This window comes from Arthrobacter sp. C152, from assembly GCF_054890965.1.
Window position 1 is genome coordinate 22,488 of the sequence record NZ_JBTZSU010000026.1, and the last position, 24,708, is coordinate 47,195.

Below are 24,708 nucleotides of genomic sequence, written 5' to 3' on the forward strand. Positions count from 1 at the left end.
CTAAGCGGGCCGCGCGAGTTCCCAGACGTCGGCATCGGCTCCTGCCGGAAGGCGCAGCTGCCACTCCTCCCCCGCGGCCGGGTAGGCGCGGAGCGTCGTTGCGACGGACGCGGCCCGGTACACCTCCACCAGCGAAGCATCCACGAACACGCGCAGTTCCTCCCCCGGCTGGACGGTACCGCTGAAGACAACCTGGCTGCCGCCGTCCCCGACCAGCACCAGCTCCACCGCGCCTCCCTCCGCGCCCGCCCTGACCACGGCCTCGGCGAACTCCGGCACCGGCACCGTCCCGGATGCCCGGCTGGCCCGGAGCTCCCCGCGGTAGGCCGAGATTTCGGGGGCGGGGCTGACCGCCAGGGCACCATCCACCACCGTGAGCTCGCGCGGGAACGTCAGCACCCCCGCCCAGCCGGCCGCATCGATCTGGTCCTGGCTGCGGCCGCGGCGCCCGTCCCGGCCCGGGCCTTCGTTCGCCCAGCCCCACAACAGTGCCCGGTCCTCCAGCGACACCACCTGCGGAGCGTAGAAATCGCGGCCGAGATCCGATTTCCCCCCGCTCCGGGGCGTGAATACGGGCAGGCCGGTGGCGGGATCCTCGGCCATCGAGCCGATCAGATGGCCTACGCCGTTGGCGTGCTCGTGTGCGTCCCCGGACAGCCACAGCGAGAACATCATCAGCCAGGTTCCGCTGCCGTCGCGTTCTCCCGCGGCGCCGTCGTCGGGTACCTGCACCAGCTGGGGGCACTCCCAGATCTCGGCCGGGGTGAACCCGGCTGCCACCGGGTTCTCCGTGCTCAGCCAGATGCCCTGGTACTTCCAGTCGGCCAGATCGTCCACGGTGTACAGGAGCAGCGCGGCGTGGCCGGTGGCCAGCCCGGCGCCCTGCATGGCGTACCTCCTGCCTTTGAACCGGAAGATGAACGGATCCCGTACGGCGGTGACCAGCCCGTCGTCGGGCATCCTGGCCGCCACGTGGCCGGTCTGCTCCCAGTGGACCAAATCGTCCGAGCCGCGGGCGATCACCACCTGCGAGTGGCCCCCGTCGCCGCGGACGCCGGAATACGCCGCGGTGGGAACACCGCCGTCGTCCGTCACCACACCCGTCCAGCAGCCGTACTCATCCGGGCCGCCGTCCTGCGGGCGAAGAGCCACGGGATGCTCTTCCCAGCGGACCAGGTCGGCCGAACTCACGTGGCCCCAGGCGATCTTGTGGTGGCGGGCCGAGTCCGGGTTGTACTGGAAGAACACGTGGTACCGGCCGTTGATGAAGCTGATGCCGTTGGGGTCGTTGATCCAGCCGTGCGCAGGACGCGGGTGGAACCGCGGAAATGCGGGGTCGGGGTGGGCGGCAGCGACGTCGTCGAAGTGGACGGCAGCGAGATCCGGGGAGGTCATGATGGCCTTTCGGGCTTGAAGGAAGAGGGATTATTTGCCGGTGCCGGCCGTCAGGCCGTCCTGCAGTGCGCGCTGGCCGAACATGAAGACCACGAGCGCGGGAATCATGGACAGGACCACCCCGGCGAGCACCACCGAGATGCTGCCGGTGCCGAGGTTGCCCTGCAGGGACACGAGCCCCAGCGGGAGGGTGAAGTTCTGTTCCGAAATGGTGAGGATGAGCGGGCGGAAGAACTCGTTCCAGTGGAAGTTGAACGCGAGGATTCCCACGATCGCCATGCCGGGCATCGCCAGCGGCGCATAGACCGAACGGAAGGTCCGCCAGGGGCTGGCGCCGTCAATCGACGCAGCTTCGGCGAGCTCGGCCGGCAGCCCCATGAAGTACTGGCGCATCAGGAAGGTGCCGAACGCCGTCGGGATGGCCGGCAGGATCAGCGCGAGCAGCGTGTCGGAAAGGCCCATGCCGCGGATCAGCATGAAGACGGGCACGATCGTCACCTGGACCGGCACCATCATGGTGGCCAGCACGATCGAGAACAGCGCGCCGCGGCCGCGGAATTTCAGGTGTGCGAAGGCGTAGCCTGCCAGTGCGGCGGAGATCATCTGGCCCACCGCGATCAGGCCGGTCACCAGGGCGCTGTTGAGCACCAGCAGGAAGATGTTCAGCTGCTTGAACACGTCCCCGTAGGAGGTGAAATCCGGGTTCCAGGGGAAGAACGACGGCGGCAGCTTGAACGATTCCGACGGCGACCGCAGCGACGTGGACAGGGTCCAGAGCACCGGACCGAGCGTCAGTGCGGCCGCGAGCAGCAGCAAGAGGGTCCGGACGGCGAAGGCCCAGTTGAACTTCCTGCGGTTGGGCGTGGTGACGGGAAGGCCTTCGGACAGGCGGGGGGAATGCCCGGCCAGGCCGTGGTCGGTTGTGGTTGTCATGGCTGGCCTTACTGGTAGAAGACGAATCGCTTGCTGAGGCGGAACTGCGCGGCCGTGATGGCCATGATGATCAGCGTGAGCAGCACGCCGATCGCGGACGCCTGGCCGAACTCGAGCCGCTGGAATGCCGATTCGAAGATCACCATGACGGCGGTGCGGGTGGAGTCGCCGGGGCCGCCGCGGGTCAGGACGTAGGGCTGGTCGAAGACCTGGAGGGCGCTGATGATGGCCATCACCGAGGCGACCAGCGTGGTGGGACTGAGCAGCGGCAGCGTCACGTGGAGGTGCTTGCGCCAGCCGGTGGCGCCGTCGATCGCGGCTGCCTCGTAGGTCTCCACCGGGATGGAGGCCAGCCCGCCGATGAACAGCAGGAACGAGAAGCCGAAGTTCTGCCAGACATACACAAGGATCACGACGGCGGCGGACCCGCCCGGGGTGGTCAGCCACGGCACCGCGGGGATGCCCACGAGGGACAGGAACCAGTTGACCACGCCGAACTGTTCGTTGAAGAGGTACCGCATGAAGATGGACACCGAGGCGGCCGAGAGGATCAGCGGGAAGAAGAACGCCGAACGGAAGAATACGCGCAGCCACGCGGGCATCTTCTCCTGCACCATGATGGCCAGCGCCAGGGCGAGCCCGAGTTGCAGGGCCACGGCCACCACCACGAACACGATGGTGTTCAGGAAGGACACCCGGACGGTGGGGTCCTGGACAACCTCGGAGAAGTTGTCGAAGCCCACGAAGGTGGGCGGCGAGATGATGTCCCAGCGGAAGAAGGCCAGCACCACCGATGCCACGATGGGGATCAGGGTGAACAGCCCCATGCCCAGGATGGTGGGGGCCAGGAAGATCCAGGCCAGCCAGCGCTGGTTGTGCCTGGATCCGGTGCCGCCGCGCCCGGCGCTTGTGGCACCGCCGGTGCCGCCGGCACCGTTGGTGCGTTCCGCCGTCGTACTTGCCCTGCCGCCAACCCGCTTGGGCCGCTGCCGGGGCGGAGTGGTGGTGCTCATGGCTGCCTCCTCAGGGCCAGTTCAAGGTCGCGCTGCATGGATGCGAGGGCCTGCTTGAGCTGCTGCTCGTCGCCGCTTACTGCGAGGGATACGTTCTTCATCAGGGCCGTTTCGACGGCGGCCTGCTGGGGTGGTGCCGGGATGGGGCCCGTGGTGGGGAACCGGTCCAGCGTGTCGTAGAAGACCTTCCAGTGGGCGGGCCCCTTGCCGGCATAGAGCTGTTCGTTGACCATCGAGCGCCGCGCCGGGGTGGTGACCGGGTTGGGGAAGATCAGTTCCATGGCCTCGCGGCTGGAGCTGAACTTGATCCATTCCCAGGCGGCGTCCTTGTCCTTGGCGGTCTTCATGATCGCGTAGCCGGCGGTGCCGAACTGGTGCCGCTGGGTCTTCCACCGGGGGAAGAACTGGACGTCAAAACCGTTGGCGCCCATGCCGGCTTCATGCAGGCCCTGGACCCAGTAGCCGCCGGCGGGTGTGGTGCCGATCCGGTTGGAGGCGAACAGTCCCACCAGGGAGCTGCCGCCGCCTTCCTCCGGCCGGACACCCAGGCCGTCCTTGACCAGGCCGCGGAGGTAGTCGAAGGATTCGAACACGCGGTCGTCAGTGGCGTTGGGTTCCAGCCACTGGTAGCCGCCGGAGCGGAGGCTGCGGGAAGGATCGTTGGCGTAGAAGCCGTCCCAGAGCCAGTCGCCGCCCGTGGACCTGGTCTCCTTGAGGAAGCTGGTGTCGTTGGCGTAGAGCCACGGCACCACCCCGCCGAAGAGCCGGTTGGTCCAGTAGTAGGGCGTGAAGTCCGAGGGCCGGGCCTTGCGCAAGGCGGCGAGGCTGTTGCGGAAGTCGGTGTGCGTCCAGTCGTCGGCCGGCCGGTCCAGGCCTGCCTGCGCGAACGCGGCGGTGTTGTAGTACATGTTGGCCGCGTTCCAGTCCATGGGGAGCTGGTACAGGCTGCCCTTGTACATGAAGGCTTCCACCAGGCTGGGGTGGACGTCCTCGAAGAACTCGCGCATGTCCGCGGCGTCGCGGCGGATGTACTCGTCCAGCGGGTGGGCGAGCTTGTCCGCAAACAGCTGGGCGCCCTCGGTGGCCACGTACACCACGTCCGGCGGGGTGCCGGCGGCCACCATGGTGAGGATCTTGGTGAAGAAGTCTTTCCAGTCCACGGCCTGGATGGCCTGGACTTTGACCCTGATCTCCGGGTGGAGCCGGGTGAAGGCATCGATGGCGCGCTGGCGGGCGGCGGCGTCCGCGGCGGTGCCCATGATGGCGATACTGAGGCTGTTGTCCCCGCGGCCCGGAATGTCCGTTCCGGAGAGCCGCGGCCACGACGCCACGGTTGCTCCGATGATTCCCGCACCGAGGGCGCCAAGGGCGGTCCGGCGGCTGATGTCCCGCAGGTGCCCGTTTATGGCTCCGGTCATGTCGTATTCCTTCCTAACACGTGTTAGGAACTGTAGAGGACGGACCTAACACGTGTCAAGCGTCACATTCAGCGGCTCGCCGTCGCGCCTCTCCCGCCTGCGGGGACGCCCGGCCGAACCCGGCAATAAACAACAACGCCCTCCCGCCGCCCACGAAACCGTGGGGGCGGGAGGGCGTTGCCGGCTGTGTGCGGAGGCCTTAGCCGCGGAACACCTGCACCACGGCGGGACGGGGCGCGCGCACCTGGCCGGGGGCCGGCGTCGTACCCGCAGGGACGTAGTCCGGGAAGAAGGAGTTGGGCGCCTCGAAGGTGCCTTCCTCGCCCGGGTGCTGCACGGCAACGAAGACCGTGCGCTCCTCGTCGTGGATGACCGGGCCGCAGGTTTCGGCGTCGCGCGGAACGGCGAGGAACTGCTCCACCTTGCCGCGTTCGGCGCCGTCCAGGGTGACCTTGAAGAGGCCGTCGTTGTAGCCGATGCCCGAGGGGGCGCCGTCGGTGGAGATCCAGAGGTTGCCCACGGAGTCGAAGGCGACGTTGTCCGGGCAGGAGATGGGCGAGACCTTGTCCACGGGGTAGCCGGAGAAGTAGGTGACGTCGCCCTGGGCCGGATCGCCGCAGACCATCAGGAGGGTCCAGTTGAACTTCGTGGAGGTCTGGTCGCCGGTTTCGGTGATTTCCACGATGTGCCCGTCGCGGTTCTGGTTGCGCGGGTTGACCTCCGTAGCGGCCTCGTTGGACCCGACGCCGCGGTTGGAGTTGTTGGTGCAGACCACGTAGACCTTGCCGGTGTGCAGGCTGGGCTGGACGTCCTCGCAGCGGTCCATCTTGGTGGGGCCCACCTTGTCGGCGGCCAGGCGGGTGTAGACCAGGACCTCCTCGACGGACATGCCGGGGACGGCGGACTTGCCGCCGACCACCAGGGGCAGCCATTCGCCGGTGCCGTCGAAGGCGCCGTCGGCGGGCAGGACGCCGGTGCCGGTGATTTCGGTGGCAGGCGAGTTGCCGGTGAACTTGGCGACGTAGAGGTCGCCCTCGGAGAGCAGGTCCATGTTGTTGCGGCGGTCGCCCTCAACGTATTTGCCCTTGGACACGAACTTGTAGAGGTAGTCGAAGCGCTCGTCGTCGCCCATGTACGCCACGACATGCCCGGATTCGGCCACGATCACGTTGGCGCCCTCGTGCTTGAAGCGGCCCATCGCGGAGCGCTTCTTGGGGGTGGAGGTGGGGTCGAACGGGTCGACCTCAACCACCCAGCCGAAGCGGTTGGCCTCGTTCCCGTAGCCCGGGTTGCGGGTGTCGAAACGCGGATCGTCGAGTTCCCACTGGCGGGCGGTGGGCTTGGAGGTCAGGCCGTAGCGCTTGTCGCCGGCGGAGGTGCCGGCCGCTACGAAGTACCCGTTGAAGTTCTCCTCGCCCGACAGGATGGTGCCCCAGGGGGTGGTGCCGCCGGAGCAGTTGCCGAACGTGCCCTTGATGGCGCGGCCGGAGGGGTCGGCGACGGTCTTGACCAGGGTTGACCCGGCGACGGGGCCGGTCAGTTCGTAGGTGGTGTCGGAGAGGTAGCGGCGGTTCAGCGGCGCGCCCTTGACGTAGCTCCACGGCCTGGCGGTGTTCGGCCGCTCCAGTTCAACCACGGCCAGGCCGTGGGCGGCGCGGCCGATGGCGCGGGTCTCGGCGGCGTCGTAGCCGGCCGGGACCATGATGTTCTCGTTGGTGTACTCGTGGTTCGTGAACAGCACGGCGCGGCGGCCCTTGCTGCCCGGGATCTCCAGGATGTCCGTGTAGTCGTTGTTGTAGCCGAACTGGCGGGCCTGCGCGGCGGCGGTCTGGTTGGCCAGGTCGAACTCGGGCGAGTCGGCGAACAGCGGGTCGCCCCAGCGAATGATCGGCTGCCAAGTGAAGCCCTCGGGAACCGTGAGGGCGTCAACGGCCTTGTCCACCGGCTTGATGGCGGTGAACTGAAGCTTGGACACGCCAAAGCCTTCCTTGGCGGCCTTGGACAGGCCGGCGGCGGAGGCAGGTTCGTTGGAGGTCACGGCGGAACCGAGGACGACGGCGAGCGCCCCGGCGGCGCCCAGGCCCAGGGCGGCGCGGCGGGACATTGCGGCGGAGGCGATGTCGCGGAAGTAGCCGTTGGAGCTGGTGTTGCAGACGTCGCCGGCGCAGGCGTTGTCGCACTTGAGCGCGCAGGTGACGGGACTGCGTTTGCCCTTGGTGTGGCCGAGCATGGGCAGCAGGGTGAACTTGCGGGCTGTTTCAGACATGGGAACCTTCCAAGGAATCTCTCTGGGGTGCCCGCCCACCCTTCCAGCCGCTTCCTACGTGAACCCATCGATTGGATGAACTTCGGATGAACCGCCCGTGACCTGCAGGAACGTTGCAAAACCACCCATCGACTGCTCCGAAACTGCCGTTTTCAGGCCTGAAAACGGCAGTTACTCAGCAGCCGATGTACCTGCGGGGAAGAACGCCCGGAGCGGCAGCAGAAGCCCGGCCAACGACAGCGCGATAAAGACGACCTGGTGGATGTGGTCGTCGCCGGGCGGGAGGTTCCCTACCATATGCAGCGTCCAGAAGAGGGGATGGAACCAGAGCGCGTACCACGCCCACCGCTCGATGCGCCGGTACGGCACCAGCACAATCAGCAGGCCGAACAGACCCAGCCCGGCCGAGGCGAGACCGTCCGCGCGGTACAGGGCAGCGCCTTCGTCCGGTGGCCACACGGCAACCACCACACCGAACACCAGGATGGCCAGGCTGTTGGCAGCAAGGCACAGCCAGCCGATCCGGACCGCCAGCTTCACCCCGCGCACGATGCCACCCTACTGCGCCCGTATGGGTTTTGTGAGCGGGCGTCACTCGAAAAACCGCCAGAAGTGAGCGGGCGTCTCAGCCGGCAAGGAGGGCGTGGACGCGGCGGAGCCGGGCCAGCCACCAGTCGCGCCGTTCGGCGGGAGCCGCAAAACGCTCCAGCAGCCCGGCGTCGGGGACGGCGTCGCGCAGGCGGATGGCGCCGTCGTCGGCCACCAACGGATCCAGCGTGAGGTCCGATTCGAACAGCGACACCGTGCCCAGCCCGCACGCGTACGGCAGCTCCGGCAGGGCAGCGGCGAGCGCCAGTCCGGCGCGGATGCCCACGGAGGTGTCCAGGGCTGAACTGACGACGGCGGGCAGCCCGGCCTGTGCCACGATGTCCAGGGCGCGCCGCACTCCCCCCAGCGGCGCCACCTTGACCACCAGCAGGTCCGCCGCGCCGGCCCTGGCCACGCGAAGGGGGTCGGATTCCTTGCGGACGCTTTCGTCGGCGGCGATCAGCACCGGCGTCCCGGCGTCCCGAAGCCGGGCACGGACCTCGGCCAGGCCCTCGATGGAGGGCACGGGCTGCTCGGCGTATTCCAGCCCGACCGGCGCCAGCCTGGTAAGTGCCTCCACCGCGGCGGGCACGTCCCAGCCACCGTTGGCGTCCACCCGGATGGCGGCCGACGGCAACGCGTCGCGGACGGCACGGAGCCGGGCGACGTCGTCGTCCAATGCCTGTCCCCGCTCCGCCACCTTGACCTTCACGGCGTCCACCCGGCCGAACCGGGACAGCACCTCCGGCACCCGGTCCGCGGACACGGCCGGCACGGTGGCGTTGACGGGCACGGCCGTGCGCAACGGAGCCGGGAAACCCTGCCAGCCCGCCTCGATGGCGGCCGCCAGCCAGCGGGACGCCTCGGCGTCGCCGTACTCGGGGAAGGGGCAGAACTCGCCCCAGCCAGCAGGACCCCGCAGCAGCAGGGTTTCGCGTTCCGTGATGCCGCGGAACTTCACCCGCATGGGCAGGCTGGCCACGTGTACGCCTGCCAGCAGCTCTTCGAATGGGGGGAACCGGGAGTCGCTGGCAGGCATGGAATCACTGTACCGGCGGCAGCACGGCCCCCTGCATCCGGAAAAACCCTATGTGGAAAACTCAGATCCACTTGTTGTGCTTGAACGCGAAGTACAAGGTCAGGCCCATGGCGGCCATCAGCCCCAGCGCGAAGGGGTAGCCCTCGGCCCAGCCCAGCTCGGGCATGTTGCTGAAATTCATGCCGTAAATGGATGCCACCAGCGTCGGCGCAAACAGGATGGCCGCCCACGATGAGATGCGCTTGACCTGTTCGTTCTGTTCAAAACTGGACTCGGTCATCCGCTGCATTTCCTCGTTCTGGCGCTGCGCCACCAGGGCGGCATTCACGGCCAGGGCGTTCTGGAGCAGTGCCCGGAAGGATGCCACGCGCTCGTTGAGCCGGATCACGTGGTCCAGGACATCGCGGTAGTGGTCGCGCAGTTCGGTGGCCTGCTCGCGGTCGGGGGTTCCGGACATCAGCGCCTGCAGGATTCCGGCCAGCGGACTGGTGGCGCGCTGGAACGTGATCACCTGGCGGGAGAGCTCGTAGATCCGCCGGGAGACGTCAGGGTCGGCGCCGAAGAGGTCATCCTCGATCTCATCGATGTCGTTCTCCAGGCCAGCGGCCACGGGCTCGTACTCGTCCACCACCTGGTCCAGGATCCCGTAGAGCACGGCGTCGGGGCCCAGGGCCAGGAACTCGGGCATCGACTCCATGCGGCGGCGGACCTTGGCCAGATCAGGGGACTCCGCATGCCGGACGGTGACCACATATTCGTCGCCCACAAAGACGTGGATCTCGCCGAAGTCCACCTTCTCCACGTCGTCCAGGTACCTGGCCGGCCGCAGCACCAGGAACAGGCACTCGCCGTAATGCTCCAGCTTGGCCCGCTGGTGCCCCGCGAGCGCGTCCTCGATCGCCAGGGCGTTGAGGTCGAACTCCTCGCCCACGGACTGGAGTTCCTCCGCGTCCGGGCGGTACAGCCCGATCCAGGCCATCCCCTCGCGCTTCCGGAGCAGGAAGTACGTCTCGTCGAGGTCGTCCGGGTCCTCGGTGCGCAGCCCGTTCACGTACACCGCGTTGTCAATGATGGTCACGGCCCCGCCTCCTTTGGAGAGTCCCTCAGCCTGAACGTTAGACCTTCAGCCAGCCGGCGCCAACACGTCAGCGCTGCGCACGGACGGGCGCCCCGGCCGCAGGTGCCGCCGCCCGCTCGCGCTCCCAGTCGTCCAGCAGGGCGGGCATCCGGGAGTTAAGGAAGCGGTAGAACCGGGCCATCTCCGCCACCCGCGCCCGGGCGGCGGACCCTGCCGGCAGCGTGGCCGCGGTGGCGTCGGTCAGCTCCGCCAGTTTTTCGTAGACGGGGCTGTTGCGCATCGACACCACGTACCAGGCATCGTCGTGCAGGGCGTACAGGTCGCGGCGGCTGCCCGGCCGGGCAACGCGGTGGACGAACCCCACCGTCTGCAGGTACCGCACCGCGCCGGACACCGCCGCGGCGCTGGCACCCAGCCGCTCCCCCAGCTCGGCCGCCGTCAGGCTGCCATCCTCAGAGGCCACCAGCGCCAGCAGCGCCCGGGCCGGCATCTTGGGAAACCCGGCCGCGGCAAAGCCCGCGGCCGTCCTTTCGGCGGCAGCAGTGACGGCGCCAGCAGTTTCGGCGGCAGCAGCGACAGGGTCAGCCGTGATGGGGTCAGCACCGCTCATGCCGTTCCCACCTCCCGCCGCCGCATCACCACAACCGACAATGCAGCTGCGAGCACGGCGATGCCCAGCATCCACCACGCACCGCTCCAGTCCGTGGCATCCCCCTGCGGGACCGGGGTATGGGTGAACGGGGACAGGTCACGCAGGCTCTGGTCGATCCCCAGCATGCCGCCGAAAAGCCCTAGGAAGACGCCCAGCCCCAGCAGGAGCCAGCCGGCGGCGATCGTCGCCGCAGGCCACAGGACGAACACCAGCGCGGGCACGGCGAGGTAGATCAGCGCCGCCGGCAGCTGGGCCAGGACGGTCTGCCAGAGGGCGTCGGCCGGCATGGACTCGTCCCCGCTTCCGGTCAGGGTGGCCCAGGCGCCTACTCCCGCGAGGCCGATCACCAGCACCACGGCGGCGGCCCCCAGCACCAGATAGCCGGCCAGCCACCGGACGCGGCCCACCGGGGTGGACAGCAGGAGTTCGGCGGTGCCGGAGGCCTCCTCCTGCCGCAGCCTGATCACCGCCTGGAGCGCGCAGGCGGCGGCCAGGATGCCGCCGACCGAGAAGAGCACCGAGACCATGAGCTGGGTCAGGGAGACCCCCTGCGAGCGGAGCATGGCCCGCAGCGCCGCGGTGACACCGGTTCCGGGGGTGTCGACGGCCGCAATCGCCTTTCCCAGCGATCCCGCCAGCAGCCCCAGCGCCAGGCCGCCCAGCGCCCAGCCGGTAATCGAGCCGGACTGCAGGCGCAGCGCCAGCGCCACGGGGCTGTTCAGCCCCGGCCGCGCGCTGGTCCGCGCCGGGCGGGCACCCCAGACGCTGCCGCCGGTGTCCCGGACGCCCAGGATGAGCCATGCGACGGTAAGGCAGGCGGCGCCGAGCCCGACCGGCAACAGCAGCGGCCAGGTGCGGTCGCCGGAGAACGCGAACGTCTGCTGGCCCCAGCCGATGGGCGAGAACCAGCTGGCCGCGCCTTCGGTCATGCTGGTGCCGTCAGTGTGCGGCGTCCCCGTGGCGTCCCCGATTCCGCGCAGGATGTAGGCGAGGACCACCAGGGCGGAGGAGACGCCGTTGGCGCCCCGGGAGGTGCCCATGAACTGGGCCACCAGCAGTCCCACGCCCAGGAAGCAGAGTCCGACGGCGCCCGTTGCGGCTCCGGCGACCAGGGAACCTTGCGGGTCCAAGCCTTGGCCGGCGAACCCTGCGAAGACGGCGAGGCCGGCCAGGACGTTGGCCGCCACGCCGTGCAGGACGGTTGCGACGTTGGGCAGCAGGCGGCCGGCAGGCGTGGCCGCCACCAGCTCGGCGCTGCCGGTTTCCTCGTCCGCGCGGGAATGGCGCACCGCCAGGAAGGTGCTCATCAGCCCGGCGAGCAGGGCAAGGAATGCGTACACCAGGAAGAACGTGAAGGCGCCCTGGTCCGCGCCACGGGGCAGGCCGCGGAGCATCAGGATGGCGGGCGTGGCGATCGCCACCTGCAGGATTTCGGCGCGGCTTGCGGTACTGCCGTACGTTGAGGTGACGGCGGACGCGGCGAACAGCGCGAACGCCGCGATTCCCAGTACCCAGCACAGGAGCTGCCACCGGTCCCGCCGGAGGCGCTGCCGCCAGAGGATCAGGAGGACGCCCACGTCAGGCACGTCCCCTCGCGCCCAGCAGGTGCCGCCGGTGCCGCTGGTCCCCGTTGCCGTTCCCGTCCACGGCCTCGGGCTGGCCCACCGTGGTATCGCCGTAGTGCCGCAGGAACAGCTCCTCCAGGGAGGGCGGGGTGATGGTCAGGCCCTGCACCGCCAGGGCGCCCAGGGTGGGAAGCACCTCCGCCACCCGGTCCGAATCCGCGCTGAACCTTACCCGGCCGCCGTCGAACGCCAGGTCATGGACGGCGCCCAGCCGGGCCAGCGCCTGCGGGTCCAGCCCGTCCGCGGCGAAAGAGATCTCGGTGCGGGTGAGGTGGCGCAGGGATTCGAGCGTGCCACCGTCCACGATCCTGCCGGCGCGGATGATGCTCACCCGGTGGCACAGCACCTCCACCTCGGACAGGATGTGGCTGGAGAGCAATACGGTGGCCCCGTGCTCGACGGCGGCGAGCAGCTCCCGCCGGAAGACCGCCTCCATGAGCGGGTCCAGGCCGCTGGTGGGCTCGTCGAGCAGGTAGAGTTCGGCGTCCGTTGCCAGTGCTGCGATCAGGGCGACCTTTTGCCGGTTGCCTTTGGAGTAGGCGCGGCCTTTCTTGCCCGGGTCGAAGTCGAAGGCCTCGCACAGCCGGGCCTTGCGCCGGCGGTAGGCGGCCCCGTCAGCGGTGCCGCCGCGCAGCCGGGAGAGCAGGTCGATCGTCTCGCCGCCGGAAAGGTTGGGCCACAGCCGCACGTCGCCGGGAACGTAGGCGACGCGCCGGTGCAGGTCGGCGGCCTGGGTCCAGGGCTCCAGGCCGAGGACGGTGGCCGAGCCGGAGGTTGCCTTCGCCAGGCCCAGCAGGATGCGCAGGGTGGTGGATTTCCCGGCGCCGTTGGGGCCCAGGAAGCCATGGATTTCGCCGCCCTGGATGTCAAGGTCCAGCCCGTCCAAGGCATGGACGTTGCCGAAGTGCTTGTGGAGGTTCACAGTCTGGACAACGGTGGTCATACAGCCAGTCTTTGAAGTTTTCACAAGTTTGTGAAGGTACTAAAGTCCCAACCATGCCTGTCAACGCCCCAGCCACCCGCCAGTCGACGGCGCCCCTGTACGCGGCGGCCTTCGTCACCGCCTTCGGCGCCCACAGCATCGCGGCAGGGCTGGGTTCGCAGAGCGGCAATATCGGCCTGACCCTGCTGAACCTGGGCATCCTGCTGGCACTCTACGACGTCGCCGAGGTGTTCCTGAAGCCGGTCTTTGGCGCGCTCAGCGACCGCATCGGAGCCAAGCCCGTCGTCGTCGGCGGCCTCCTGGCCTTCGCCGCGCTGTCGCTGATCGGCCTCGGCGCGGCAGACCCCCTCATCCTCGCCCTGGCCCGGCTGGGCCAGGGCGCCGCGGCGTCCGCGTTCTCGCCGGCGTCGTCCGCGATGGTGGCACGCATGGCCCGGGGCGGGAAGGCGGGCACCTACTTTGGCCGGTACGGGTCCTGGAAGAGCCTTGGCTACATCATCGGCCCGCCGCTGGGCGCCGGGCTGATCTACGCGGGCGGCTTTCCGCTGTTGTTCGGGACGCTGTCAGGCCTGGCGGCGGTCACGGCGGTGTGGGTGCTGGTTTCCGTGCCGCACCTGGAGCCGCTGCCGCGGAAGCGCTACACGGTGATGGACCTGGCCCGGCAGGTGGGCGAGCGCCGTTTCCTGGTCCCCACGCTGGTGCTGGCCGCCTCGACCGGCGCACTGGGTGCCGCCGTCGGCTTCCTGCCGGCGCTTGCTGCCCGCCATGGCCTGGACGCCCTCGCGGGCACTGCGGCGGTGAGCGTGGTGGCGCTGGGTTCGGTGCTGACCCAGCCGTGGATCGGCAGGCTGCGGGACAGGGGCGCGGTCACCGACAAGAAGGGCACGACGACGGGCCTGCTGCTGGTTGCCGCGGGCGTGGGTATGGTTGCGGCCGCCCCGGGCGTGGTCACCATTTTCGTTGCCGCGGCTTTGATCGGAACGGGCATCGGTGTGGCCACTCCCCTGGGCTTCGCCCACCTTGCCGACACTACGCCGCCGGAGCGGATGGGCCGGACCATGGGCTCGGCGGAGCTGGGCCGCGAACTGGGCGACGCCGGCGGCCCGCTGCTGGTCGGCGCCATCGCCACGGCCACGGCCCTGCCGGTCGGGCTCGCCGCCCTGGCGGTGCTGGTGGCTTCGGCCAGCATTCCCAAGCTGCCGCCCGCCTCCCCGGCCAGCCCGTCCAACCCAACTAGGTAGCAGTTGTTGTCGTTTTGGAGGCCCAAAACGACAACAACTGCTACCCAGTTGCGTCCCCGAGCGGCCTTCCAGCTTTTTGTGCCAACCTTAAACAATGGCTTCCACCTCCCGAGCACCGATCCGGACACCAGCCCGCCCCGCGCCGGGCTCCGGTTTCCTGTTCGTGCTGTCCACCCTGGCGTGCATTGCCGGGCTGGTGGCCACGTACTACTTCTTCGTGCAGACCACCACAGGCCAGTTCATCGACGAGTCGGCGCTGGCCGAGGCGGTGGAGATACACGGGCCTGCCGGCAAGGCCGCCACCCAGTTCCTGGACCTGCTGCCCACCATTTCACTGGTGATGGCCGCCGTCGTGGTCCTGTTCGTCACCGTGATCCGGCGGCACTGGGCCGAGGCGGGGATCGCCGTCGCCGCCTGCGTTGGCGCGAACGTGGCCACCCAGGTGCTGAAGGACGTGCTGCCGGCCAGGCCTGACAAGGGCGTGCTGACCCTTGAGCTGAATTCGCTGCCGTCCGGGCACACCACGCTGGCGGCGTCCGCGGCGGCCGCGGTGTTCCTGATGGCGTCGCCGCGCTGGCGGCCCATGGCCGGGTTCATCGGCGGGACGTTCGCCATTGCCTCGGGGGTCTCCACGCTGATCAACCAGTGGCACCGGCCCGCCGACGTGGTGGCCGCGTTCCTGCTGGTGGGCGCTTTCATGATCCCGGCAGGCTGGCTGATCCTGCGCCGCGGGTCGTGGAACTCGTGGGAAGGCTTCAACCGCCATATCGGTTCGGCCCGGATCTGGCTGGTGCTGCCCGTGCTGATCGGGCTGGCGTCGGCCGCAGTGGCCGCCTACTCGCTGATCCTGATCGCGCCCAGTCCATGGCAGGAGGGCAGCACCACCAACTACTTCTGGGCGGGCATCTCGCTGATCGTCATCGCGGGCTACCTGGCAACGGTGGCCACCACGTCACTCTTCGCGTTCGCGGCACGGCGCTGGGAACAGGCGCATCCGTGATGGATGCAGGCGCCGCCAGGTAAACCCAGACGCCCGATCACTTCCCGGGCCTATCCCGGCAATGCTTAGGCCTCGAGCCGCTTGCGCAGGAGGCAGAATTCGTTTCCTTCGGGGTCTTCCAGGACGTGCCATTGCTCGTTGCCGGTCTGCCCGACGTCGGCCGGCCGGGCACCGAGGGCCAGCAGCCGTTCCAGTTCGGCGTCCTGGTCCCGGTCTGTGGGGTTGATGTCGATGTGCAGCGGGAGCCGTCCCGTGCGGGGGTTGTCGCTGGGGCTGAGGATGATGGTGGGCTGCAGGCCGCCGAAGCCTGACTCGGGACCGATCTCGATGGCCCCGTCCTCCCTGTCGAGCTCGACGTAGCCAAGGACGTCACTCCAGAACCGCGCGAGCGTTTCGGGGTCGGAGCAGTTGAGGACCAGTTCACTGATACGGCATGCCATGGGACCCAGTGTAGGGAGCGCCCGCGATTCCGGTCAGCAATGACAGGCATCTGACCTGCGGTTTCTTCGCAGAAATGGCTCAAGACCGGCAGATCCAACGTTGACAGAACCTTGAGTGATTCCGGCACTGTAATTTGAGCCGGCTCCGGCAGAGTAATCCCATCGGAGCCGCCAAGGCTCACCAGGTCTCAGCGGATCACCGCAAAATTTTCCAGGAGAACGACATGAGCAGGATTGCAGGACGCAGGAAGCGCATCATCGGCACCACGGTGGCCCTGGTCGCCATCGGCGGCGGCGCCGCCTTCGCCTACTGGACGGCGGCCGGCAACGGCAGCGGCACCACCAGCGCCGGAACCTCCAAGGCCTTCACCATCTCCAGCACCGTGGCGGGGGGCGCCCTCTCCCCCAATGGCCCCACCCAGACCTTCACCTTCACGGTGACCAACCCGTCGGATGCCGGCGTCCAGAAGGTCTCGGCCGTCACCGCGGCGGTCCTCACCTCGAGCGGCGGCGCGTGGACTGCGGTCTCCGGTTGCTCCGCGGCTGACTTCACCGTCGGCACCCCCATCTTCACCGCGACCGAACTCGCCGCCGGCGCCACCGCCACCGGCACCGTGACGCTTCAGATGATCGACAGGCCCGGCGTGAACCAGGACGGCTGCAAAGGCGCCTCGGTCCCGCTGTACTTCTCGGCCAGCTGAAAAGGGCAGGGACTGACGTTCCTGACCCAGAGCGTTAGCCTCCTGGCGCGATGGTAAGTCCGCCGACACCCCCCAAGGCCGACAGACGGAAGGTCCCATGCCCGCCACCAGCTCCCCCGAAGCCCATCAGGGCCTTCGGCGGGAGCTGGTGGTCCTTAACGGAGCCGCACGCTCCGGTGCCGCGGCCGCCGTCGTCCTCTTCCTGGCCGTCCTCCTGGGCGCGGCACCCGCGGCAGCGTACTGGGCCGCCTTAGGGCAGGGAAGCACGACGGCGGCAGTCGCCACCCTGCTTCCGCCCACCAACGTTTCGGTGCCGGCGAGCAGCGGTCCCACCGTGGCGGTGTCCTGGACGGCATCGGCCGGCACGCCGGCCCCCACCGGCTACTACGTCACCCGGACCACCGGCACCGCGACCGCGGCGGCCTGCGGTTCCAGCCCCTCCACCCTGATCACGGGAACGTCCTGCTCTGACGTGTCCGTCCCGGACGGGACCTTCCGGTACCAGGTCACGGCCGTCTACCGGTCATGGACCGCCGCCGGCACCCTGAGTGGAACGGTCACCGTCTCCAGCCTGGCGAAACTGGCCTTCACCGCACAGCCACCTGCCAGCGTGACGGCAGGGGCAAGCCTCGGCACCCTGACCGTCCAGCTGCAGACCGCCGCGGGAGTTCCGGTCCTGATGGGCGGCGTGCCGGTCACCCTCAGCATCGGCACCAACCCGGGAGGGGGAACCCTGTCCGGGACCCTGACGGCCAGCACCAACACCAGCGGGGTGGCCACCTTCACTGGACTCTCCATCAACAAGGCAGCGACCGGCTACGCGCTGGCCGCATCAAGCACCGGCTACTCCGGCGCCACCAGCAGCAGCTTTTCAGTCATCGCCGCAACGGCGACCAAACTGGTGGTCACCGCGGGCTCTTCCCTCGCCGGCACCGCCTCCTCCGCGGCCCTCCTGGGTCCCGTGACCCTGCAGCGCCAGGACGCCTACGGCAACCCCGCCACCACGGGGAGCACCACCATCACCCTGGCATCCTCCAGCACCGCCGGCTTCTTCTCGGCCACTGCAAACGGAACCAAAACCACCACGGTGACCATTGGCACCGGCTCTGCGTCGGCGTCGTTCTTCTACGGGGACACCAAAGCCGGGACGGCCACCATCACCGCGGCCGCCACTGGCCTCACCAGCCCGCCGGCCATCACCGCAACCATTACTGCGGCCGCCGCCGGAATACTCAAGCTGGACCCCGTGCCCACCAGCGTGCTGAAGAACGTCAACATCACTCCCGCGGTGACGGCGCGCATCCTGGACGCGTTCGGCAATGCCACCGACAGCACAGCGGCCGTGACCATCCAGTCCAACTGCACCCTCAAGGCCACCAGCGCGCTGACCGTCCCGACAATTTCGGGGGCGGCCAGCTTCCCGGACCTGCAGATTGCGGGGAAAGCGACAGGCTGCACCCTCACCGCCACAAGCGGGACGCTCGCTTCGGACACCAGCAACTCCTTCAACGTCGAGTAGCCGGCCTACTTCCGCCGCACCAGCGCGGCGTCGAGGATGTCCAGGGCGTTGGTACGTATGGACTCAGGCAGGCAGGCTCAACTGCTCCACGATGATCCGGGCGGTTTCGGAGTCACCCAGAATCCGGAAGTGCCCTGCGACCGGCAGTTCGATGTTGGTGGCGCCGGGCAGGACGCTCCCCTCGGGAATGTGCGGATCGAACGGGCCGTAGATGGACGTGATGCGGCTGTTGATGGCTTCCTCCCGGGCCATCTGGAGCGTCAGAGGGTGGCGCGGCGAGAAAATCCGCAGGCTGGGCAGCAGCATGTACCGGGCGTAGCGCGAGCCTGAAAACGGTGCGCAGACGGCGATCATCCGGTCGATCCGGTGCTCGGGGTCCAGCTGCAGCATGGCGTATTTGCCGATCAGCCCGCCCTTGCTGTGCGCCACCAGGATCGCGTTCCGCAGGCCCGCCTCCTCCAGGTGCTGGGCCACCAGCTTGGCCGCCTCCGGGACCTGCATCTTGTTGCGCTGCAGCACCGTGACCACGTGCACGGGATGCCCGGCGTCGTGGATCCTGCGGATCAGCGGCATCATGAACTGCCAGTTTTCGTACACGCCGGGGATAATCAGCACCGGCGCCCGGGTGCCGTCGCGGAAGGACCCCGGCTGCACCCGCGAGAGGAAGCCGCGGACCTGCCAGATGCCGGCGTACACGTAATCCTGCGCCCACCACACGGCCTTCTGCAGTGGACTGACGCGAGCGGTGGTGCCCGTTTCACTCATGTGATGAGGATAACCTCGCCGATCGCCCTACCCACCAACCAGCGCGCCAAACACGGTTGCTCCATCCGATGCGGTCCTTAACACCCCTTCTTTAGGGACCATATCTGATGGAGCAACTAGTAGTTCCGGCGGTGCTTCAGGCGGGGAATCACGACGGCGAACACGGCCGCCGCGGCGAACCCCAGGATGCCGGTGGCTGAGATCCCCGGCCCCAGCGAGGCGAGGGCCGTCACCCCGGACAGAAGCACCGGACCGCCGGTTGAGCCGGCATCTGCCATGAAACGCCAGAGGCCCAGGAACTGGCCGCGCCCGCGGTCCGGCGAGAAGTCCGCGCCGAGCGTCATCACCAGCCCGGAGCTGATGCCGTTGCCGAAGCCGATCAGCAACGCCGCGAGCAGCAGGCCCACGAAGGAACCGGTCAGCGGGATCAGCAGCAGCGCGGTTCCCATCAGCAGCGTGGACGGAACGGCCACCCATTGCCGGCCCTTGCGGTCCATGAGCTTGCCGGCCGGATAGAACACGAGCATGTCGATGGCGCCGGACAGGCCGTAGATCAGCGACGCGGACGTCGCATCCATGCCCAGGTGGTCGGCCCAGAGCGGGATCACCACCTGCCGGGAGGAGCGCAGCGCGCTGAGCAGCAGGATGCCCACGCCCAGGGAAAGGAACACGCCCGCGTGCGACACCGCCACGCTGCGGAGCGTGGGCTGCGGGCCGGCGTGCCCGCCCGGGGCGGGGTCCGGCGTCGCAAGATCCGGGATGGTGAGCGAAAGCAGCGCCGCGGCCGCCATGGCCGCAACCCCCACCCAGTAGGCGCCGGCGAGGCCGAAGAACTGCATCACCGCCGCACCGGCAAACGGGCCGATGAACACGCCGATGCGGTTCACGCCGCCCAGCGTGGAGAGCGCGCGGGCGCGGAATTCCACCGGCACGGCCTCGGTGAGGTACTTCTGCCGGGCCAGGCCGAACACCGCCCCGGACATTCCGACGACGGCCATCGCCACCGCGAGCAGCCACAGTCCGTTCGGTGCCAGGGAGGACAGGGCAGCGGCCGCCAGCGCCAGGCCGGCCGCGACGGCGGCGCCCACGATGGACCAGCGTTCGCCAAAGCGCAGGGTCACCAGGGAGGCGGGCAGGTTGAAGAACCAGGATCCGAGGCCCATGAGGGTGACGACCAGGGCGGCCACGGCCACGGACGCGCCCAGGTCGCGGGCGGACAACGCGACGACGGGAAGGATGGCTCCCTGCCCGATGCCGAAGAGCAGCGTGGGCCCGAACGCCGCGACGGCGATGGTGCGCAGGCTGAACGGCTGGGGATCATCCGGGGAAGTCATCAGATTTATCCTATGGCCGCCCCCTTCCCCGGGCGGCGTGGACACCGGTGAGCCGCAGCACAGGCCCGGCGGCCACGTGCGCCACTCAGCGAGAAGGCTGCCGTGAGCCGGCAGTGCCCCGGAACAGGCGGGCGATCTCCGCCAGGCCCCCGATGATCGAGCCCACGATGCCCAGCACCAGGAAGACGCGCACCAGCACCGGCCAGCCGGACCAACCGGTGCCGAAGTCGAACGGGAAGACCTCCCAGAGCCGGATCAGTGCTGCCAGCCCGATACCCAGGACCACGAGGTTCCCCAGGGCCATGAGCGGCCTTGAGCGGACCACCGCGAGAACCAGGTTGACGATGATGCCCGCAATCAGGGAGGCGTTGATGAGGTCCAGAACGCGGGTCATCTCCACCGTCAGGAAGGGCACCACCTGCCAGCCGGGCCAGACGTTGATCCCGTACAGCAGCAGGGCATTGACCACGGCGGAGCCGATGCTGCCGCTGCGTGTGGAAACCCGCGTTGAAGTCCCTGTGGAGGCCCGGGTGGCAGGCCGGCTGGAGTCCCTGTCCGCCATGCCACCAGCCTGCCGCGGCGCCCTGGCGGCAAGAAGTGCCGAAGGTCCCGTCCGGCCGCGCCTGGGCTGCGCGTCAGTGGGAAACCCGGAACCGGGCGAGGGCCTCCTGGGCTTTCCCCTTCGACGCGCACGCGACGAGTTCACCGGCCACCAGGTGGAGCTTGGCATTGGTGTGCTGGCTTTGGTCGGCAAGGACCTTGAACGCGGCCTCGGGATCCACACCGCGCAGGGCCATGACGATGCCCTTGGCCTGTTCGATCACGGCCTTGTGCGCGTACACGCCCTCGATGGCCTCGGCGGCGGCGGTTTGCGATTCGATGCGCAGGCTCTGGGTGATATCGACCATGAAGCCGTGCGCCCGGTGCACCTGCCCGGACGCATCCGCCTCGGCCTGGATGCCCGAAAAGACGCGGCGCTCCTTGCCGCGGACGTCCAGGACGCGGTGCAGGAGCGCACCCTGGCCGCCGCCGTCCAGGAGGTCCGTCCACAACCCGCGGACATGGTCCCGGTCCTGCGGGTGCTTATGGGCCATCAGGAGCTCGAAAGTGGGTACCACCTCGCCCTTGGCCAGTCCGTGGATCCCGAACATCCCCGCGGACCACAGCATGCTCCCCGAGGCCACGTCCAGTTCAAACGTCCCCGAGGGGCAGCCGCTGGAAGGCTCGAGGGGATAGAGGTAGGTATCCAGCTTCGACCACATCCGAACCTCCAACACTTCCAGGGCATCCTCCTTGACCTGCCGGCATTCACCATAACCGAACGGCGCCGCGCGGTCCCGTCATCTGTGGTACACAAGGCGCACCGGATACCGCAATTCCCCGCAGAAATTGAGGGGTCACAAACGGCCCGCGGAGGAGTAGCGTTCGCCTTATGGGGCGCTGAACCGCGCCTCCAGCCAAAGGGGAGGTCATTTCATGGGTGAAGTGTGGATCCGCACGCTGGGCAACGGGCTGGTCCGGGCAGATCGAGTCACTGAAATTTCATCCACCCGGGGGTCCTTGCACGAGGACCGCGGGTATTCATTGAAGGTCATTGTGGACGGCAAGGGCCATGTGCTCATTGACGACGGCGGGCTGCAGGGCAGCCTGCCCGAGCGGCTGGAGTATGCCAGGCACATGGAGGACGCCCTGCTGCTCGCCATCGACGAGGCGCGCGAAAACGACGCCTCCATGGTGATTTCGTATGAGCCGGAGCGTGAGCGCTGGTCCGCGGCGCCGGTTTCGGTGTTAACGGGAAGGCTTCCCGAGGTCGTCTGACCCGGGAAACGGGGGCAACTGCCGGGCCCCGGCGGGCGGCCGGGGCAAACCGGTCAGTTGTGTGTCGGTTCCTCCACGAGCGCCGTCGCGATGCTGGCGGCGTCCTCCAGCGCGGCCAGGAAACGCTCAGCATCCAGCGCCGCGGCGCAGCCGGTGCCCGCAGCCGTGATGGCCTGCCGGTAGCGGTGGTCCACGGCGTCGCCGCAGGCGAAGACGCCGGAGAGGTTGGTGCAGGTGGTGGGTGAATCCACCCTGATGTACCCCTCCCCGTCCAGGTCCACCTGCCCGGCCACCAGTTCGGTGCGCGGCAGGTGGCCGATGGCAACGAAGATGCCTGTGGCGTCCTGGTGCCTGGTGTCGCCGGTGCGGGTGTCCGTGAGCGTCACGCCGGAAACCTTTCCGTCGCCGTGGATGGCGGTGACCGCGGAGTTCCAGGCGAAGCGGATCTTCGGGTTGTCCTTGGCGCGCTGGGCCATGATGCGGGAGGCGCGGAGTTCGCCCTTGCGCACGACGACGGTCACGGACTTTCCGAAGCGGGTCAGGAAGGTTGCTTCCTCCATGGCCGAATCGCCGCCACCCACCACGATGATGTCCTGCTCCCGGAAGAAGAACCCGTCGCAGGTGGCGCACCAGGACACTCCGTGGCCGCTGAACTTCTTCTCCTCGGGCAGGCCGAGTTCCTTGTAGGCCGAGCCGGTGGCCAGGATGACTGCCCTGGCCTCGTAGGTTTCCCCGCCGCCGGTGACCACGCGCTTGACGGGACCTTTGAGGTCGACGGACGTGGCGTCGTCGAACTCTATCCGGGCGCCGAATCTTTCCGCCTGCTGCTGCAGGCCGTCCATCAGCTCCGGGCCCTGGATGCCCTCCGGGAAGCCGGGGAAGTTTTCCACCTCGGTGGTGTTCATCAGGGCGCCGCCGGCCGTCACCGCGCCGGCCAGGACCAGCGGGGCCAGGCCGGCGCGCGCGGCGTAGATGGCGGCGGTGTAGCCGGCGGGGCCTGAACCGATGATGATCAGCTGGTGGTTGCTCATGGGGTGTCCTTCGGTGCCGGTGCTGCTGGTCAGGGGGAAAAGAACATTCGTCGTAATAAAGGTGCCGGTGTTGCGTGCATCACATTCGTTCCCTAATCTAATTGAGGCTCCAGCAAACGGGCCAAGCAAGAAGCTGCAGCGTCGCAGCCAATGCAGGGGAAGGCTTTACAACGTGAATTCGAAGCTCAACATCGCGGTCCGGGTGGATCTGGACCACGCCAAAGCTCAGGTGATTGCAAAGGGGCACATCACCATCCACAGCATCAACGCCATCTACGTCGTGGCGAAGCGGGCCAATTCCATCAAGGGCGGCCTGGACCTGGAACTCGATATCTCGCACGCCTGGGTGGATAAGGAGGCGCTGGAGATGCTCCACGCCGCTTCCGAAACCAGGCACCTGCCCGCCATGATCGACCCCGAGCAGGCACCCTGTTCCATCAGCGTGCTGGCCGATCGCCGACATCTGCCGGCACCGGCCGCCCCCCTGGCCGCATAAGGCAGCCGGCAGCCCGCAGCGCCCATACGTCGGGCCAGGGCTTGCCGGACACCCTCCACTTTTTCCACTACTTCCGCCGGGCCTTGAATACAGCTGGATCTGAATATACGGATGGCTGTGTTCTCGGTTCGATGGAACCCCCACTCCACGGGCAAGAGTCAGCCCGTGACCACCGCCAACTCGTTGGGGGTGTTGTTGACCGTGCCGCTGCCGGTCACCTTTCCGCTTTCGATGTCGACGGCGTGGATGGTGTTCCTGCCCGGGTCGGTGATGAACGCTGTATGGCCGTTGACGGCAATGGTGGGCCGCGGCTGCTGCCAGTCCAGCGGCTCCTCCCAGGCAGGGATGGCCGGGAAGCTGTTGGTCACGGCTGCGGTGTCCGGATCGATGACATGCAGCGCGCCGTCGGTACCGAGTACCAGTGCCTCGCCATGCGGTCCGCGGGCCAGCGAACGGAAGCTGTAGCTGGTTCCGAGGTCCACGAGCACCAGCGACTTCGTCCGGGTGTTGATGAGCGAGATCTGGCGTGGCCGTTCAAGTTCCGCGTCCTTGTCCTGCTTGTAGTCGCCCAGGGTCACCACGGATTCCTCCGAGCCGGCCTGGTTTCCGATCCGCCCGTACGCGGTGGGACTGGCCAGCTTGGTGATGGCGCCGCCGGCGTAGACCAGGACGCCGGTCTGGCAGCCAATCACCACCGCTTCCCCGGCCGCGGTGGCCTCGCCGTGGACGCCCGGGCAGTCCTCGTTCCGGGCGATTTCCCGGCCGTCCCGGTCCCGCACCACCAGGCCGGGGCGTTCCTCGTCGTTCCCGAGCGTGAGGACCAGCTCGCCGTTGGAGAGTTCGACGGCGACACCGTGGTGGGCTTCGTCGGCCCGGTGTGTTTCGGCGCGGGGTTGTCCGGCAACCAGGTCGGCGGAGTTGAAGACGGTCACCTCGCCGGTGCCGTCGCTGAAGAGGATGGTCTTGCCGGCGTGCCGGACCACGTGGCCCGGCTTGGTGGCGGGGAACACGATGTCCGTCATGGCGGGTTCCTGGGCGTAGTGCCTGCCGCCGTCGGTCCATGCTCCGGTGTCCAGTACCTCGAAGCCCCTCGCGGTGGAGATGATGACGTGCCGGCCGTCGCCTGCGGGGTTGATCCGGTTGAACCCGGCCAGTGGGAAGTCGGCCAGCACCTCGAAGGTGCCGGGGTCCAGGACCTGGATGCCGCCGTCGTACGTGGTGACGAGGCGCGGCTGGGCGGTATCCACGGTTGAGGCAGCGGTTGAGGCCGCGGAGGGCGCGCCGCCAGCAGGCGGGGTGTTGGACCCGCAGCCGGTGAGCAGCAGGCCCGTGACGGTGAGCGCCGCGAGCAGGCGGACGGCGGTGGTGCGGTGATGCATGGTGTTCCTTTGCGTATCGGGATTCGTTGCGGGT

Annotated in this window: 24 protein-coding genes; 6 read left to right on the forward strand and 18 right to left on the reverse strand. The window is 68.6% G+C overall.

Going from position 1 to position 24,708, the window contains the following annotated elements; translation table 11 throughout:
- The 11 genes from ACYSM9_RS15900 to ACYSM9_RS15950 form a co-directional block, all read right to left on the reverse strand.
- Entirely contained in the window at positions 1-1,395 is a 1,395-nt protein-coding gene (locus ACYSM9_RS15900) for a glycoside hydrolase family 32 protein (RefSeq protein WP_461857925.1), read from the reverse strand.
- A 30-nt stretch (positions 1,396-1,425) separates the two neighbouring features.
- Positions 1,426-2,328 carry a carbohydrate ABC transporter permease gene (locus tag ACYSM9_RS15905; RefSeq protein WP_461857926.1) on the reverse strand — a complete coding sequence of 301 codons (903 nt, stop codon included), beginning with the start codon at positions 2,326-2,328 and terminating at the stop codon, positions 1,426-1,428.
- An 8-nt stretch (positions 2,329-2,336) separates the two neighbouring features.
- Positions 2,337-3,341, reverse strand: a complete 1,005-nt coding sequence (locus ACYSM9_RS15910; protein WP_461857927.1) for a carbohydrate ABC transporter permease — start codon at positions 3,339-3,341, stop codon at positions 2,337-2,339.
- Positions 3,338-4,759, reverse strand: coding sequence for an extracellular solute-binding protein (locus tag ACYSM9_RS15915; RefSeq protein WP_461857928.1), 1,422 nt, complete (start codon positions 4,757-4,759; stop codon positions 3,338-3,340). The genes ACYSM9_RS15910 and ACYSM9_RS15915 overlap by 4 nt, the downstream gene beginning before the upstream one ends.
- A 199-nt stretch (positions 4,760-4,958) precedes the next feature.
- On the reverse strand, positions 4,959-7,025 hold the full coding sequence (locus ACYSM9_RS15920; RefSeq protein WP_461857929.1) for a PhoX family protein: 2,067 nt from the start codon (positions 7,023-7,025) through the stop codon (positions 4,959-4,961).
- Positions 7,026-7,196: 171 nt separating this feature from the next.
- Positions 7,197-7,574, reverse strand: a complete 378-nt coding sequence (locus tag ACYSM9_RS15925; protein WP_461857930.1) for a hypothetical protein — start codon at positions 7,572-7,574, stop codon at positions 7,197-7,199.
- Between the two features lie 76 nt (positions 7,575-7,650).
- Positions 7,651-8,652 carry an o-succinylbenzoate synthase gene (locus ACYSM9_RS15930; RefSeq protein WP_461857931.1) on the reverse strand — a complete coding sequence of 334 codons (1,002 nt, stop codon included), beginning with the start codon at positions 8,650-8,652 and terminating at the stop codon, positions 7,651-7,653.
- 61 nt (positions 8,653-8,713) lie between these two features.
- Complete coding sequence (locus ACYSM9_RS15935; protein ID WP_461857932.1) at positions 8,714-9,730, reverse strand: magnesium and cobalt transport protein CorA; 1,017 nt, start codon at positions 9,728-9,730, stop codon at positions 8,714-8,716.
- Positions 9,731-9,797: 67 nt separating this feature from the next.
- Positions 9,798-10,340 (reverse strand): GbsR/MarR family transcriptional regulator, encoded by a 543-nt coding sequence (locus ACYSM9_RS15940; RefSeq protein ID WP_461857933.1) that lies wholly within the window; start codon positions 10,338-10,340, stop codon positions 9,798-9,800.
- Entirely contained in the window at positions 10,337-11,968 is a 1,632-nt protein-coding gene (locus tag ACYSM9_RS15945) for an ABC transporter permease (RefSeq protein WP_461857934.1), read from the reverse strand. Before ACYSM9_RS15945 ends, ACYSM9_RS15940 begins: the two co-directional genes overlap by 4 nt.
- The gene (locus ACYSM9_RS15950; RefSeq protein WP_461857935.1) at positions 11,961-12,950 is read right to left on the reverse strand and encodes an ABC transporter ATP-binding protein; all 990 of its coding nucleotides are present in this window, start codon (positions 12,948-12,950) and stop codon (positions 11,961-11,963) included. The genes ACYSM9_RS15945 and ACYSM9_RS15950 overlap by 8 nt, the downstream gene beginning before the upstream one ends.
- A 53-nt stretch (positions 12,951-13,003) precedes the next feature.
- Here ACYSM9_RS15950 and ACYSM9_RS15955 point away from each other — a divergent pair, with 53 nt between their 5' ends.
- Complete coding sequence (locus ACYSM9_RS15955; RefSeq protein WP_461857936.1) at positions 13,004-14,191, forward strand: MFS transporter; 1,188 nt, start codon at positions 13,004-13,006, stop codon at positions 14,189-14,191.
- A 94-nt stretch (positions 14,192-14,285) separates the two neighbouring features.
- Positions 14,286-15,191, forward strand: coding sequence for a phosphatase PAP2 family protein (locus tag ACYSM9_RS15960; protein WP_461857937.1), 906 nt, complete (start codon positions 14,286-14,288; stop codon positions 15,189-15,191).
- A gap of 65 nt (positions 15,192-15,256) precedes the next feature.
- Here ACYSM9_RS15960 and ACYSM9_RS15965 read toward each other — a convergent pair whose 3' ends face one another.
- Positions 15,257-15,631, reverse strand: coding sequence for a VOC family protein (locus ACYSM9_RS15965; RefSeq protein WP_461857938.1), 375 nt, complete (start codon positions 15,629-15,631; stop codon positions 15,257-15,259).
- Positions 15,632-15,855: 224 nt separating this feature from the next.
- Between ACYSM9_RS15965 and ACYSM9_RS15970 the strand changes: the two genes are divergently transcribed.
- Both ACYSM9_RS15970 and ACYSM9_RS15975 read left to right on the forward strand, forming a co-directional pair.
- Complete coding sequence (locus ACYSM9_RS15970) at positions 15,856-16,332, forward strand: hypothetical protein (RefSeq protein WP_461857939.1); 477 nt, start codon at positions 15,856-15,858, stop codon at positions 16,330-16,332.
- Positions 16,333-16,429: 97 nt separating this feature from the next.
- Positions 16,430-17,851 (forward strand): hypothetical protein, encoded by a 1,422-nt coding sequence (locus ACYSM9_RS15975; protein ID WP_461857940.1) that lies wholly within the window; start codon positions 16,430-16,432, stop codon positions 17,849-17,851.
- A 63-nt stretch (positions 17,852-17,914) separates the two neighbouring features.
- Here the strand turns inward: ACYSM9_RS15975 and ACYSM9_RS15980 are convergent, their stop codons facing one another.
- The 4 genes from ACYSM9_RS15980 to ACYSM9_RS15995 all read right to left on the reverse strand — a co-directional run bounded on the left by ACYSM9_RS15980 (position 17,915) and on the right by ACYSM9_RS15995 (position 21,212).
- Complete coding sequence (locus ACYSM9_RS15980) at positions 17,915-18,616, reverse strand: esterase/lipase family protein (RefSeq protein ID WP_461857941.1); 702 nt, start codon at positions 18,614-18,616, stop codon at positions 17,915-17,917.
- 116 nt (positions 18,617-18,732) lie between these two features.
- The gene (locus tag ACYSM9_RS15985) at positions 18,733-19,950 is read right to left on the reverse strand and encodes an MFS transporter (RefSeq protein ID WP_461857942.1); all 1,218 of its coding nucleotides are present in this window, start codon (positions 19,948-19,950) and stop codon (positions 18,733-18,735) included.
- An 85-nt stretch (positions 19,951-20,035) separates the two neighbouring features.
- Complete coding sequence (locus tag ACYSM9_RS15990; RefSeq protein WP_461857943.1) at positions 20,036-20,512, reverse strand: hypothetical protein; 477 nt, start codon at positions 20,510-20,512, stop codon at positions 20,036-20,038.
- A 73-nt stretch (positions 20,513-20,585) separates the two neighbouring features.
- Positions 20,586-21,212 (reverse strand): PAS and ANTAR domain-containing protein, encoded by a 627-nt coding sequence (locus ACYSM9_RS15995; protein ID WP_461857944.1) that lies wholly within the window; start codon positions 21,210-21,212, stop codon positions 20,586-20,588.
- A 214-nt stretch (positions 21,213-21,426) separates the two neighbouring features.
- Between ACYSM9_RS15995 and ACYSM9_RS16000 the strand changes: the two genes are divergently transcribed.
- Positions 21,427-21,768 (forward strand): thioredoxin domain-containing protein, encoded by a 342-nt coding sequence (locus tag ACYSM9_RS16000; protein ID WP_461857945.1) that lies wholly within the window; start codon positions 21,427-21,429, stop codon positions 21,766-21,768.
- Positions 21,769-21,821: 53 nt separating this feature from the next.
- Here ACYSM9_RS16000 and trxB read toward each other — a convergent pair whose 3' ends face one another.
- Positions 21,822-22,799, reverse strand: coding sequence for a thioredoxin-disulfide reductase (gene trxB / locus ACYSM9_RS16005; RefSeq protein ID WP_461857946.1), 978 nt, complete (start codon positions 22,797-22,799; stop codon positions 21,822-21,824).
- Positions 22,800-22,971: 172 nt separating this feature from the next.
- On the opposite strand from trxB, the gene ACYSM9_RS16010 reads away from it, so the two are divergent.
- The gene (locus ACYSM9_RS16010; protein ID WP_461857947.1) at positions 22,972-23,295 is read left to right on the forward strand and encodes a hypothetical protein; all 324 of its coding nucleotides are present in this window, start codon (positions 22,972-22,974) and stop codon (positions 23,293-23,295) included.
- 158 nt (positions 23,296-23,453) lie between these two features.
- Here the strand turns inward: ACYSM9_RS16010 and aztD are convergent, their stop codons facing one another.
- Positions 23,454-24,674: a zinc metallochaperone AztD gene (aztD, locus tag ACYSM9_RS16015; RefSeq protein WP_461857948.1), complete on the reverse strand. Its 1,221-nt coding sequence runs from the start codon at positions 24,672-24,674 to the stop codon at positions 23,454-23,456.
- Between the last annotated feature and the right edge of the window lie 34 nt (positions 24,675-24,708).